A 13,723-nucleotide genomic window follows, 5' to 3' on the forward strand; every position below is an offset into this window, starting at 1 on the left:
TGAGCCATGCTGCCAATCCTCGCCGACGAGATATCCGATATCCTCGAGCTCCAGAGGCTCGCCTGATGGCCCGATGGAGAACGGCGGACTGGCGGCCGGACCAGGCACCTGCGCTGACTGAGCGTCGTCACGCGTCTCCTGCGGTGTGGACGGCAGATCAACGAAAGAATGGAGGCCGCGGTAGATCTCTGACGACCGAGCTGGCGCGCCCTCCGGGGTTGGCCGCATACTCGCCTCAGAGTCGGGCGGCACTCGCGGCGACCGGGTCGAGCTCGACACAGCCGTTTCGTGTCGTCCGGCCTGCGGGCCTTCCGGCGTCGGCCACTCATTTAGGTCAAAGTCTGACGGCACCCGCGGCGACCACGATAAGCTCGCGCCGGCTAGCTGCGGTTCCCGACCCGGCTGGTCAGGGAAGGCTACACCCAGCGCCCTGTTTGCCTCGACGACTTGCACATACTGCGCAAGCCTCTTGAAGCCAATGCCAACGTTGCCGTTGGCTTTCGTGAACTCCTGGTAATCTCTGTCCAATGATTCGCGCTGATGCCAATCGCCGTTGATCCGGCTCGCGATGCTCTCCCTGCCCATTGTTCGGAGCCAATCGCTGAACTTTCGTTGCCCCGAAGCAGTATTGCGGACGGTCTTGGCAGTCCGGCCGGATCCGAGCTTGCTCAACTCTCCCTCGACCAAGCCATCGATGATGTTGGCGGCGTCGTCATAAGGATGCAGCCCGTGCTGGAGTTCGTCGCCCTGGGGTGCCGAAGCTTGTTGATACCCAACCCGACGTACGGTTGGCCAATGGCTCGCTTGAACTCCGAAATATCTTTCTGCAGTTGTTTTTTCTGCTGCTCATTGCCGTTGAGTCGACTCGCTATGCTCTCCTTTCCCTCTCTTTTCAGCCAGTCACTAAGCTTGCGCTGATTGCTAGCGATCTTGAGGATAGGCGCCCTCTCTTTGGCAGTCGCTGCCGGTCCAAGCTTACGCAAGGCTTCGTTGGTCGCGTCGTCGATGATGTCGGCGTCGCTCTCATAAGCGCTCAAAGTACGGCGCCCCATGACGCGGGGCCCGGATCCGAGCGCTTCGAACCCTGCCGAGTCAGGCTGAATCCTTCGGAGATGATTGAGGGCCGTAAAGAGGCGGCCCTTGGGGTCATTCTCCTCGCCAAATGCCATGATGTCCTCGGCTATTTCTTCGGTTCGAAACCGAGACGTCAGGGATGGCTTCTGGTTGGCCGTGAGCCACTTGGAAAAGCTATTAAGAATCTGCGTATGAGACCTGATAGTTTTGTCGGGCACCTCAAGTGCCCGGGCTGCTGCCGCGAACTGGTGAATGAGTAGCGGGTCTCCGGTAGGAGCAGGCGGCTGAGAACGACGAGGTGGCGCAGAAGGCCGAGGCAACAACTCGCCGGCGCGGAACTTCCGAAGCGCTTCCAATGCCGCACGCACTCGCTTGATGCCCCCCGCGTTCACAAATTCATCCGCATGGGCTTTCAACTGAACAGGGCTTTCAACCAGACCGGCCAGTGTCAAGTTTTTAGAGTTGAGGAACTCGCTGAACCGGCTCAGTTGCTCCACCATCCCCTGAAGGGTACCGGAAGCATAACTTCCTGCCGACGCGCGCACGAACTCGGAAATGAGGGCTGCGTCCTCTTCGGACGCACGGGTGCGCTTATAGGCGTAGATACGAAGCTCTGAATCGACTGCATCCGACGCTGAGCCGCCCAACGACTTTTCACCGCGACTTCCTCCAAACACTTTGCCAAGCCCCGACTTAACCCGAGAAAGCAGTCCACCGCCTTTTCTATCCTTCGTGCGCGCGGCAGGCTTCGGTTCCGATGACGCTGTGTCGCGCATGCTACCCAGTGCCCTGTTGCGCAAGTCAGATGGAGAACCTTGCATGGCCGCGCCAAAGTGAGCGCGAGGAATGTCGACACTGTGCCGCGTACTGCTGAACCGATTGTCCTGCGGGTTGGATTGCGGCAGCATGGGGTTTGAAGGGTCGTTCTGGCCGCACAACCGGTGCTTCTTGGTAGCGCGGGATGGCACGAGGCGTGCAGATCGCGAGCGAGAGCATTTGGTGCGGCCATGCCAGCATAGGGTATCGGCCAGCGCCTGCCGGCGTGCCACTGAACGCGACCCGATGAGTGGCGTCAGACCGGTTTGAGGCGGGTGAAGAGTGCGAGATTGTAAGCCACCACAGAGGACCAGACATAGGTCTTGAAGTGGTCGAGCCCGCCCCAGGTGCAGCGCGCCAAGCCGTAGGCACGTTTGAGGCAGGAGATGCCGGCCTCGATGCCGGCGCGGAAGTTGCGCAGCTTGCGATAGACCCACTTGCTTTTGACCATGTCTTCGACCTTGAGGCCGCTCTTCTTGTGGAAGGCCATGTCGCGCACGCCGCAGGCCTTGGCCCGGCGCAGATTTTCGCGGCTGGCATAGCCGCCGTCGGCCGCCGCCTGCCGCGGCGCCTGGTCCCAGATGCCGATGTGGCGCTCCAGCATCGGCAAGAACCGCTCGCTGTCGGCCGGGTTTCCGGCTTCGATGACGAGGTCAAGGATCAGTCCGCTTCGGCCGGTGGTCAAATTGAGCTTGTGGCCATAATCGACGTCGCGGCTGTGGCATTGTAAACTTAGTGACGACCGGCACAGAGCCGTCTGCGGGTCTCTACCATCAGGTGCTCTGAAGACGGGCGATTTGACGCCACATCTGCATCGCAGCTCCTCGCAGCTCGCGATGATGGTCAGTGGAATGTTTTGGCGGGGAATGTGAAACAGGTTGGCGATGGGATCGTGGATGGAGACGAAGCGTTGAAGCTGTCGCGCTGACCTGAACCGCTTCATAGTCCTCTCGCGCCGTCGGACCGGTTGGTGAGAATTCTCAGCGCGATTGTTCAAGCCCTTGTGTGAGCGATGCTCGACGCCCGGCATGATATCGCGCTTGGCAGCACTGTAGGATCGAAGCTTGCAAGTGACCATCACACGCGGCGAGCGGCATTGACCTTTGAGAAGCTTTCGCATCAGACGCCTGGCAGCCTTGGCATTGCGGCGGCGTTCCACCAGAACGTCGAGAACGAAACCGTCATGATCGACCGCACGCCAAAGGCAGTGTTTCTCTCCCCGCGCCGAGTGGTGATGACGGCGTCGTCGAGGTGCCATTTGTCGCCGAGCTTTCCGGCTGAGCGCATCCGGATGTCATTGGCAAAATGCCTTCCGAATTTCTCCGCCCACAGCTTCACCGTCTGGTGGGAGACCGTGATGCCACGGGCAGCCAGCAGATCTTCGACCATTCGCAAGCTGAGCGGAAACCGGAAATAAAGCCAGACCGCATGGGCAATCACGTCAGCGGGAAAACGGTGGCGGCGATAAAGTCGATCAAGGGGCAACAGTCGTCATGCCCACTCATCGCATACCTAAATCGACCGTCGGTTAATGTTACGATGCCCAGATCGAAGAAATCAATCCTTCTCGCCCTGGACCTGCTTGATCGCCGCGGGCTCAAGCACCGCGGATGTTGGCCGAGAAGCGCATCCCATCAGGCTGACCGTGACGGCAAGAATGACAAGGCTGTACCGTGATCTGCACGGGTAGATCGAGAGGAGGGAGTGCATCGACGTGCCTTAGGGTAAATCTGGAGAAAGAAGGGCGCTCGCAAGCGCCCTTTCGCTAATCAAGCACGTGCAGCATCTGGGGAGGCATCCGGATCTTCTCGTGGTATCCGGAACCAGGCCACGTATAGGGCCGGGAGAAAGAGAAGCGTCAACACCGTGCCGACCACAATCCCGCCCATCATGGCATAGGCCATGGGCCCCCAGAAAATTTCCCGGGAGATGGGGATGAGGGCGAGCGTCGCGGCCGCGGCGGTCAGCAAGATCGGCCGCATGCGGTGTTCCGTGGCCTCGACAACCGCACGCCACGGCGGCACGCCCTCGCTTCGCAGATTCTCGATCTGGACGACGAGGATGACCGAGTTGCGGATCAGGATACCGATCAGTGCGAGCACGCCGAGGATCGCTACGAAGCCCATCGGCGCATTGCTGAGCAGGAGTGCCGCCACGACGCCGATCAGCGCGAGCGGAGCGACTGCGAAAACCAGGAACAGGCGGCTGAAGCTCTGGAGCTGGATCATCAGGATCGTCGCCATGGCGAACAGCATGAGCGGGGCGACCGCGGCGATCGGTCCCTGCGCGTCGGCGCTCGATTCTACCGAGCCGCCGATCTCGACCTTGTATCCCGCAGGAAGAGCTTTCGTGAACTTTTCGACCTGGGGCTTGAGCTGTTCCACGATCGTCGCGGGCTGTGTCGGCCCGGTGACCGCGGCCTTCACCGTGACCGTAGGAATGCGATCCCTTCGCGCGATCATAGGCTGTTCGAGCTCATAGCGGAACTTGGCGACTGCGGAGAGCGGTACGGATTTGCCGTTTGATCCCGGAAGCTGGAGGTCTCTTAGCGTCTCGATCGAGCCACGCTCAGCGTCTTGGGCCCTGCCGATCACGTCGATGAGGTAGATGCTGTCGCGGATCTGCGTCGCCGAGGACCCTTCGACGATGCTGTTGAGCGCGTTAGCGATATCCTCTGAAGAGACGCCGAGCTGGCGAGCCTTGTCCTGGAGCACGTCCACCTTCACGACGCGCGAGGGCTCGTTCCAGTCATAGGTCATGTTGGCGATGAGAGGATGCCGGTTGACGATGGCTCCAAAGCGATGCGACAGCTCACGCACCGTCTGGATGTCCGGGCCGCTGATGCGGTACTGGACGGGCTTGCCCACCGGTGGGCCGATATCCAGGAGTTTGACAAAAGCGTCGGTACCGGGAAAGGTCTTCGCTACATAAGCCTGCAGGTCTGTGCGCAACCTGTCCCTTGCCTCCAGGTCCTTGGCCACGATGACGACCTGCCCGAACCAGACAGCCGGGGTCTGCACGTCATAAGACAGGATGAAACGCGGCGCGCCCTCCCCGACATGTGTGGTCCAATGGTCGATATCGGGATTGCCGACGAGTTTCTCTCGTTCGAAATCCGTCATCTGGCGGTTCGTTTCCGTAATCGTGCTGTTTTGGGGCATACTCCAGTCGACGACTAACTCGACGCGGTCGGACGCCGGGAAGAACTGCTGCTGCACAAGGCCAAGACCGCCCAGCGAGAGGCCGAAAACAGCGATGGTGGCGATGATCGTAACCCAGCGCCAGCGCATGGCAGCTCCCAGCAGCCAGGCAAATCCCCGTGCGCCGCGTCCCTTGCGCTCATGGTGCGACTTCATCGTCTTGGGCAGGATCGCCACGCCCAGCAACGGCGTGAACAGGACGGCCACGACCCAGGATACCACGAGCGAAACGGCAATGACGACGAACAGGGTGAAGGTGAATTCGCCCGCTGCGCTACTGTTGAGGCCGATCGGGATAAAACCGGCGACGGTGACAAGCGTGCCTGTCAGCATCGGAAAGGCAGTCGACGTATAGACATAGGTGGCGGCTTTGCGCAGCTCTTCGCCTGACTCCAGGCGCGCCACCATCATTTCGACGGCGATCATGGCGTCGTCAACGAGGAGCCCCAACGCGATGATCAAAGCGCCGAGCGAAATGCGCTGGAGAGAGATGCCCGTATATTCCATGACGACGAAGGTGATCGCCAGTACGAGCGGGATCGAGATCGCGACCACCAGCCCAGCGCGCAGCCCAAGGCTAATGAAGCTGATCGCCAAAACGATAGCGATTGCCTCAAACAGTGCCTTGGTAAAGCCGGACACTGCTTCTTCCACCACGGCCGGCTGGTCGGAAACCCGTTCAACACTCACGCCTATCGGAAGATCGGCCACGACGCGCTTCATCTCCTCGTCCAGCGCCTTGCCGAAGTTCGTCAGATTGGCACCCGCCGTCATGCCAATTGCCAGGCCGATTGCAGGTTGTCCGTTGAAGCGGAAGAGCGAGGCCGGCGGGTCGACATAACCTCGCTTGATCGTCGCGATGTCGGTCAGCGGGAAAAATCGATCGTTGACCCTGAGGTTGATGGCTTTCAGGCTTTCTTCGCTCGTAAATTGGCCACTGACGCGCAACGCGATCCGCTCTGGTCCTGCATCAACGAAGCCGGACTGCGCCACAGCGTTCTGGGCTTCAAGCGTTTCGATGACGGACTGGCGGTCGATGCCGAGCGCTGCGATCTTGCGCGTCGAGAATTCAAGATAGACGGCTTCATCCTGAGCCCCGATGATGTCGATCTTGCCCGCATTCGGAACCGTTAGAAGCTTCGCCCTGGAGTCTTCCACCAGATCGCGAAGCTGGCGCTGCGTCAGGCCGTCGGATGTGAACGCATAGATGTTGCCATAAACGTCGCCGAAGGTGTCATTGAAGAACGGACCGACGACGCCGCTGGGAAATTCGCCCTTGATGTCGTTGATTATGTTGCGGACGCGAAGCCAGTTGCCCGTCACGTCCCTTGCTTTGGTGGTCGGAAGCAATTCGACGTAGACCGTGGTCTGGCCGGCGATCGTCTCGCTTCGCGTGTAGTCCAGCGCGTCAAGCTCCTCCAGCTTCTTCTCGATCCTGTCCGTTACCTGACGGGTCATTTCTTCCGCAGACGCGCCCGGCCACTGCGCGTTGATAATCATCGTCTTGATGGTAAAGGCAGGGTCTTCTTCGCGACCGAGGTTGAAGTAGGAAAACGTGCCTGCAAGGATGAAGACGATCATGAAATACCAGACGAGTGAACGGTGATCGAGCGCCCAGTCTGAGAGGTTGAACGGTTTCAATTGATGGTCTCCTGGTCGACGCGAACGGCCTGGCCGTTTTCGAGCGTGTTGACGCCAGCGGTGACGATTCTGTCACCAGGGTTAATCCCGTCGATCACGGTGACGGGGCCACTTGGAACAGTTTGTTCGGCAAGCCTGACCGGGCCGGAAGTGACTTTGCCGGTCGTGTTGTTGACGATCCAAACGAATGCCTTCGATCCCTCGGTCCGAATCGCGGACAAGGGCAGCCGGATCAAAGTCTTGGCCTCCCCCATGGATCTGGCCACTATGACCGAGCCGAGCCTGAGTGCTTCAGGCGGATCGATCAGCGTCAACCGGGTGCGTCGCGTACGCGTCGCGTCGTCCGCTTCGGGCGTGATTTCGCGGACCACGCCCCTGGCGTGAATGCGGGGATCAAGTTGCAAGGCGACGTCGAAGGATGCGCCGAGCGTCAACTGGTCACCGGCGGCTTCGGGCACATCGACGACCGCGTCGCGCTCTTCCGGTCGCGCGACCGTCGCGACACTCTGCCCCGGCGAGACGACTTGCCCCACCTCGGCTGTCGTCGCGGTGACGACGCCGTCGAACTCGGCGAGCAGGCGAGAATAGCTCAGCTGTTCGTTCGCCTTGTCGAGATTTGCCCGGGCCTTGGCGACCGCGGCTTCTGCGGTCTTGCGCTCCTGCTCGGCAGTTTCGAAGGTGGCCTTCGCCCCGGTTTGTCTCTCGAGCAGAGTTCTCTGCCGGTCTTCGGTGATTCGGGCGTTGGCCAGGTGCGCCTGACTATTGGCGAGATCGGACTGCGCGCTTTTGACAGAGAGCTCGAGCGCCACCGGATCGATGGCTGCCAGGACGTCGCCCTTCTTGACAAGGTCGCCTACCTGGACGTTGCGGGCGATGACGCGGCCCAAAATGCGGAAGCTAAACTCGGTCTCGATGCGGGCTTGGACAGTGCCGGGCAGAGTGAATGCCGCCTGCGCGAATGGTTCGGCTATCTGAAAGATGACGGGGCGAGCGGGCACCGATGCTGCGTCCTCTTCCTTCTGGCAAGCGGACAGCAACGCGGCCGCCGCCAAAAGCGCGGTCAGGCGAGGATCGATTTTCATCGGGCGGTTCTTTCGTAAGACACGACGTCGCCGTCGCTGAGGAATTTCGTACCGTTGGAAACAACAATGTCCCCCATAGACAAGCCAGATTGGACGGAGAAGCGTCCACTGGTATAGGCCGCGACCTCCACGGGATGGAGGGAGACGACGCTCGTCTTCGTATCGACGAGCCAGACGGCCGTCCGCCCCGCATAGGAGGCCATGGCCGACCACGGCAACTCGATGACGGCCTCGGGCTTGTACCGCGCGGTGGCAATCACGGCGCTTCCCAGGGGAGCGTCAGGCGCATCTTCGAGAGCGAGCTTCACCCGGATCGTCCCCGTCGTGGTATCGATGGTTGGCGACACCTCTCGGACCTTGGCCCGAAACTCGTCTTTGCCCGACAGGAGCCTGACCTTGGCAACGTCTTCGAGCTCGCGCCCGATAAGAGCGGACTCGTCGGCATTGATCACGGCATCTCGGGGACCGTCATGGGCGAGCGTGAAAACAAGTTGGGCAGCCTGCGCCACCTGACCTACTTCGGCATTGCGGGCGGTAATGATTCCGTTGGCATCCGCCCTGAGGTCCGTCTGGCCAAGTGTATCGCGGGCCGTATCCAGCTGGGCCTGCGCCGACTGAACCGTGGCCCTTGTCGTCAAAAGGGCTTCGCGTGCGTCATCTAGAGCAGCCCGCTTGGTCACGCCTGCGGCAAAAAGGCTCTGCTGTCTGTCAAATGCCTGCCGGGCCTGCGTTTGCTGCGCTTCCGCAGATTGGAGGTTAGCAAGTGCAACCTGGAGGTCAGCCTTCTGCTCTTGCGCATCGAGGCGCGCGAGAATCTGCCCGGCCTTGACGCGATCACCAACATCCACCAACCGCGCGATGATGCGGCCACTGACGCGGAATGAAAGATCGGACTGGATTCGGGCACGGATCTCGCCGGTCGTCGAAATGGTTTCCGACACCGGTACGGCTTGAACAGCTACCGTCTCCACGTGTCGTGTATCTTTCTGTCGAGTTTCTTCCTTAGGAGCGCAAGCCGCGAGCCATGCCATTGAAAACCCTAAAAAAAATCCCGTTGTCAATTGTCCCATAATTCGCCTCTCAAGTCGCTTTTTCCAGCTGATTACGGTTGACTTACCAGAAAGTCAATGAAATAATTATGACGTGTTAGGCCCTATAGGATCTCTTGGTTAGGTAATGTGAACATGAACAAGCTGACGCGCGCTGAACAGAAGGCCCTCCGGCCTGCCCAGATCCTCGATGCTGCATTTGAGGAATTTATCGAGCAAGGCTACACGGCGGCGCGCGTGGAAGATATCGCCGCACGGGTAGGCGTGACAAAGGGGACGGTCTACGTCTACTTCCCCACTAAGGAAATTCTGTTTTCTGCCATGGCACGGCATATCGCGGTACCGTTCGAGGACGTCCTAGCCGACGCCAAGGATCTGACGGGAAGTTACGCCGAGCGGCTCAGGTCATTGATCCTGCTTTTCTACGAACACGTTATGGGGGATCGCAGAACCCGGGAATTGCTCCGCTTCGCCATTTCTGAGGGCGTACGTTTTCCCCAGCTCATTAATGCGCATCACGTCGAACTCATTGAGCCGATCCTCGCCATGACGCAGGCGCTCATCGACGAAGGTGTCCGTCAGGGTGAATTTCGGGACGGGCCTGCGGCGGTTGCACGCGTCATACTTGCGCCTGCGTTGTCCTTGATCGTCGAAACATTGATGCACGACGGTCGTCTCGATCTCGAAACGCCGAGGTATATCGAAGCCCATCTCGATCTCGTTATGCACGGTCTCGCTGCCGCTAGAGCGGGATGAGATTAGTTTCGGTCATAGCCTGAGTTTTCGATTGAGCGTCTTTCGCGCCGCCACGGGACGCCAAATGCGCCGAAGCCCCGCGGGGGGTATCATCATCAAATCAGCCGTAGCTGTCTTTGGTTGATAAAGGCCGCGTGTCTGCCGGAACAATTCTTGTTCCGACCCCATCGTGCTGCAACCGGTCAAGCTCATCGGCCCCAAGCATGGTCTCGATCGCTGCCTGGACAATCAATCTTGCCCGTGCGCGCATCGCGGCTGTGCGGGTCGATCGCAAGCAGCGTATGCGCAAGGGCGGCCCCCGCGCTCCCCGCCTTGATCGTCCACTCCCGCCCCGTCGCGTCCTGCCTCAGCCGCATGTGGCCGTCAGCGGCCGTCGTCAGCGTATAGCCGTTGAACGTCTCCTCGACCGTCTTGCGCTTGTGGCCATCGAGGTCTTGTGTGATCGTGCGCCGGCGACGCCCCTGCCCATCCACGACATCGATCGTCACCTTGCCCTTGGCGTCATCGCTGCGCGAGATCTCGTCTGGCATCGCGGCTACCAGCTCCGTCGACTTCACCCCTCCCTTGTCGCCGCTGCGCACCCCAAGCCCGACAGCCGCAAGCTCGGCCTCGATCTGCTCACGCCCAACACCTTGCCGCGCCGCGATCGCATCCAGGCTGTCGCCCCGCTCAACAGCCCTGGCAATTGCCGGGCTATCCTTGCCCATGGCATCCTGACCCGCGCCAAGCGTCGTCTTCCTGCCGTCGACCGTCGTCACAACCGTCTGGCTCGAGCCGTCGCGGTGCGTCGTCCTGTCGATCTCCACGCCGCTCGCAAGCCGTGTCCGCTCGACCACGTCGCCGCTGCCAAGGTCGTCATCGGTGCGCGTCGTCACCGCGCCCGTCCTGGCATTGCGGCTCACATTCGTGCGCAGCACCTGGCCATCGCGCACGGAGCCAGCCTTCTCCTGGCCTTCTCCTGGCCTTCTCCTGGCCTTCTCCTGGCCTTCTCCTGGCCCCCTCCCTGGCCCCCTCCCTGGCCATTGGGCGTCTTCACCGAGATGTAGTAGCTGTCGTGCTGCAGGTCGTCATACTCGCTCACCGTGCGACCGTCATGAAGCCTGACCGTCGTCTTGCGAACATCCCGGTTGCCGCTCGTGGGAGCGCTCGTCTCGACCCTGTCGCTGGCCCGCTCAAGCCCGGCAAGCACCTGATCGCGCTTCTGTTGGTGCTCCCGCGCGAGAGACCGGTAATTTTTCTGGGGTTGAGCACGGATTGTTAGGCCCGAGCAGTTCATCACCGTCGCTTTGTTCGGAGAAGCAACGATGGCGGTGTAGTGGACAATTACAATCGAGGGAAAGAGCGAGTTCGGCGACGTTTGTCGTCGGGAGGTCCGGGTCGACAAGAGCTGGGAGCGCCTGTTCGACGGCGAAATCGGCCTGTCGATCGAAGACGGCAAGAAGATCATGACGGCGCTGCAGAGCGCGGTCGTAAACCAGGAGGAGAATGCCTATGCTCTGTTTCGGCGGGTTTGCCCGGACTGCCACACGTTCCGGCCGGTCAAAGACTATACGGCGCGCCGGATCCGAACTGTGTTCGGCACGGTGGAGGTGCGCAATCCCCGCTGGATGCTGTGTGGGGATTGCCATCCAGGGATGGTCGTTGCTTTCGCGCCACTGAAGGAAATCTGCCCGGATCGAGCGACGCCCGAGCTGATGGAACTGACGGCGCGGCTGGGAAGCATGATGCCGTACCGGCAGGCCGCCAGAGTGCTCACCGAATTTCTGCCCATTGAGCCTACCGAGACGCATGCGACCGTGCGCAAGCGCACCATCAGGATCGGTGAACGGCTGGACGAGCAGGTTGCAGAGGAAGAACGGCGCGCAAGGGCGCAAGCTGATGATCGACGCCAGCTCGAAATGGAGCTTCCCGGCGATCGGCGCAAAGAGTTTATCATCAGCATCGACACAGCGCATGTGCGAAGCGCCGATCCCAATGCAGCGCGAAACTTCGAACTCGTTGTAGCCAGATGCGGTCGCGGCGGTCGAGGCGAACCCGGTGGCCGCTATTTCGTGACCAGCAGCACCGACCAAACCGCAATCCGAGATCGAGCGCTCCACGCGCTTCAGCAAGAAGGATATTGCGGCTTTGGCGACGTCACCGTGATCTCGGATGGCGCCGAAATCCTGAAGCGCCTGCCCCGCGCCATGCCAAGGCCGACCACCCATATCATCGACTGGTTCCACATCGCCATGAAGCTCCAACCAATGCAGCAGATCGCCGACCACATGGTTCGATCTCGCGGACGGTGCCAGGCCCCTTCCAACCATCCACAGGGACATCAGAGCCGTGAAGTGGCGCCTGTGGCATGGGCGCGTCGATCGCGCGATCCGCGACCTGGAGCAACTCTTGGAGAGAGTGAAGGATTCGCAAGGAGACAGCGAGTTCTCGATCGCACGGCTTCATAGCCTCGGCTCGCAGCTCCTGACCTATGTCAGATCGAACCGCGGCGCGATCGTCAACTATGGCAAGCGATACCGAGCTGGGCTTCGTGTCGCCACCAGCCTCGCCGAGTCAGCAGTGAATTCGCTTGTCGGCAAACGCATGGTCAAGAAGCAGCAGATGCGCTGGTCTCTCCACGGTGCGCACATGCTCATGCAGGTCAGGACGGCGGAGATCAATGGCGAACTTCGCGATCGGCTGCGGGCACCGTTCCGACAGCCAGAACCGAACGTGCCTCCATTATTCAAGCCCAAACCGCCCCTTCTGCGCGCCGCCTAACCCCAGAGAAGTTACCGGTCCCAATCGTCGCGACATGTGGCGCAAATCTTTCGTCGACCGCGTCTGGGCATGGAAGGCCGAGTCGGGCGGGACTATCACCCGCCAGTCGCGACGTCTTGGCGTGTCGAGCGACGCATGCCCCCAAATGGGCATCGGAGGCGAACAGCGTTTCCCTCCGGCGGCAAAGAACAGCATCCGATACTTTATCGTCTATAAAATTGATAGACATAATAAACCGCGAAAATAGGAAGCCATTTCCAAATTGGAGCAAGACGAGGATGTTAGCTGTGGAGAGATTTTCGAGAAGAAGGTTTGGCGCCCTCGTGGCCGCTTTTGCGGTGACCTTGGTCGCTTCTTCCCCGCCTTTCGGGGCTCAGGCGGGTAGTTCGGACGCGGGTAAACTACCGACCGAAATCCCGGAGGGCACCGTGCTTCGCATCGGCGATCCCGAGACGCAAAGGGCGCTGGAACTCTCGGGTCTGATCGATCAACTGCCGTTCAAGGTCGAATGGGCCAATATCAGCGGCGGTCCACAGACAATCGAAGCTTTTCGCGCCAATGCGCTGGACGTCGGATCGGTCGCCGACATTCCGCCCATCCACGCGACCTGGACCGGGCTCAAGGTCAAGATCATAGCCGCGAAGTTCCGCAAGGATCCGGTTGCGCACCCGATTTATCAGCTCGGCATTGCACCCGGCGTCGAGGTCAGGACGCTCGCGGACTTGCGCGGCAAACGGATTGCTTTCAGCCCGGGTCAGGCGCAGGGCGCGCTGGTGCTGAGGGTGCTGCAGGCCGCCGGCCTGAAAAAGGAGGACGTCAATCTCATCGAACTGCCCAGCAACGGCGATGCCTATCCGGTGGCACTTGCCAGCAACCAAGTCGATGTCGCGCCGATCTGGGGCGTCCTCATCAAGCACTATCTGCACCAGTATGGTGCCGACGGCGCTACCACCATCCCACATGGCTTGCGCGACGATCCAGCCCATCTCTATGCGCCACAGTCGGTGCTGGACGACCCGGCCAAAGCTGCCGCTCTCGGCGAGTATGTGCGCTACTGGGCACTTGCGACCCGATGGGTGGAGGAGCATCCGAAAGAGTGGATCGAAGGCTACTATGTCGCCACGCAGGGGCTCAACAGCGAAGATGGCCAGTATCTCGTCGACGCCGACGGCCAGTTCGACATCCCGCCCGACTGGAACGACGTGATCGCGCGCCAGCAGGCGACGATCGATCTCCTGGCCCGGGAACTGAACAGGCCCCCGATCAAGGCCGAGGATCTTTTCGACAGGCGCTTCGAGAAGATCGCCACAAATGCGCTGAACGCGTCATGACGCCCGTTTCTAAA

The 13,723-nt window shown here is 60.7% G+C and carries 7 protein-coding genes and 4 pseudogenes; 3 read left to right on the top strand and 8 right to left on the bottom strand.

Annotated elements, in window-relative coordinates:
- The 7 genes and pseudogenes from ACFFNA_RS35190 to ACFFNA_RS35220 form a co-directional block, all read right to left on the bottom strand.
- A pseudogene (locus ACFFNA_RS35190) lies at nt 1-672 on the bottom strand (Ulp1 family isopeptidase); the annotation flags it as partial.
- Nucleotides 669-1,982 carry a hypothetical protein gene (locus tag ACFFNA_RS35195; RefSeq protein WP_378924490.1) on the bottom strand — a complete coding sequence of 438 codons (1,314 nt, stop codon included), beginning with the start codon at nt 1,980-1,982 and terminating at the stop codon, nt 669-671. The gene ACFFNA_RS35195 and the pseudogene ACFFNA_RS35190, both read right to left, overlap by 4 nt.
- Before the next feature lie 164 nt (nt 1,983-2,146).
- A pseudogene (locus ACFFNA_RS35200) lies at nt 2,147-2,608 on the bottom strand (transposase); the annotation flags it as partial.
- Nucleotides 2,609-2,663: 55 nt separating this feature from the next.
- A pseudogene (locus tag ACFFNA_RS35205) lies at nt 2,664-3,375 on the bottom strand (IS6 family transposase).
- 284 nt (nt 3,376-3,659) lie between these two features.
- Nucleotides 3,660-6,731: an efflux RND transporter permease subunit gene (locus ACFFNA_RS35210; RefSeq protein ID WP_378924492.1), complete on the bottom strand. Its 3,072-nt coding sequence runs from the start codon at nt 6,729-6,731 to the stop codon at nt 3,660-3,662.
- Entirely contained in the window at nt 6,728-7,813 is a 1,086-nt protein-coding gene (locus ACFFNA_RS35215) for an efflux RND transporter periplasmic adaptor subunit (protein ID WP_378924494.1), read from the bottom strand. Before ACFFNA_RS35215 ends, ACFFNA_RS35210 begins: the two co-directional genes overlap by 4 nt.
- On the bottom strand, nt 7,810-8,883 hold the full coding sequence (locus ACFFNA_RS35220) for an efflux RND transporter periplasmic adaptor subunit (protein ID WP_095088731.1): 1,074 nt from the start codon (nt 8,881-8,883) through the stop codon (nt 7,810-7,812). The genes ACFFNA_RS35215 and ACFFNA_RS35220 overlap by 4 nt, the downstream gene beginning before the upstream one ends.
- A 114-nt stretch (nt 8,884-8,997) precedes the next feature.
- Between ACFFNA_RS35220 and ACFFNA_RS35225 the strand changes: the two genes are divergently transcribed.
- Nucleotides 8,998-9,618: a TetR/AcrR family transcriptional regulator gene (locus ACFFNA_RS35225; protein WP_378924497.1), complete on the top strand. Its 621-nt coding sequence runs from the start codon at nt 8,998-9,000 to the stop codon at nt 9,616-9,618.
- A 188-nt stretch (nt 9,619-9,806) separates the two neighbouring features.
- Here the strand turns inward: ACFFNA_RS35225 and ACFFNA_RS35230 are convergent, their stop codons facing one another.
- Nucleotides 9,807-10,550, bottom strand: a complete 744-nt coding sequence (locus ACFFNA_RS35230; RefSeq protein WP_378924498.1) for a hypothetical protein — start codon at nt 10,548-10,550, stop codon at nt 9,807-9,809.
- A 390-nt stretch (nt 10,551-10,940) separates the two neighbouring features.
- On the opposite strand from ACFFNA_RS35230, the pseudogene ACFFNA_RS35235 reads away from it, so the two are divergent.
- Nucleotides 10,941-12,378: pseudogene (locus ACFFNA_RS35235) on the top strand (ISKra4 family transposase).
- Between the two features lie 278 nt (nt 12,379-12,656).
- On the top strand, nt 12,657-13,709 hold the full coding sequence (locus tag ACFFNA_RS35240; protein WP_378924500.1) for an ABC transporter substrate-binding protein: 1,053 nt from the start codon (nt 12,657-12,659) through the stop codon (nt 13,707-13,709).
- The last annotated feature ends 14 nt before the right edge of the window (nt 13,710-13,723 follow it).

The organism is Mesorhizobium kowhaii (assembly GCF_042431665.1).
Lineage (GTDB): Bacteria > Pseudomonadota > Alphaproteobacteria > Rhizobiales > Rhizobiaceae > Mesorhizobium > Mesorhizobium kowhaii.

What these genes read in the sequence shown, in the direction of transcription:
- ACFFNA_RS35195 (WP_378924490.1), bottom strand. Translation starts at nt 1,982, where the DNA reads ATGCTGCCGCAATCCAACCCGCAGGACAATCGGTTCAGCAGTACGCGG.
- ACFFNA_RS35215 (WP_378924494.1), bottom strand. Translation starts at nt 7,813, where the DNA reads ATGAAAATCGATCCTCGCCTGACCGCGCTTTTGGCGGCGGCCGCGTTG.
- ACFFNA_RS35220 (WP_095088731.1), bottom strand. Translation starts at nt 8,883, where the DNA reads ATGGGACAATTGACAACGGGATTTTTTTTAGGGTTTTCAATGGCATGG.
- ACFFNA_RS35225 (WP_378924497.1), top strand. Translation starts at nt 8,998, where the DNA reads ATGAACAAGCTGACGCGCGCTGAACAGAAGGCCCTCCGGCCTGCCCAG.
- ACFFNA_RS35240 (WP_378924500.1), top strand. Translation starts at nt 12,657, where the DNA reads ATGTTAGCTGTGGAGAGATTTTCGAGAAGAAGGTTTGGCGCCCTCGTG.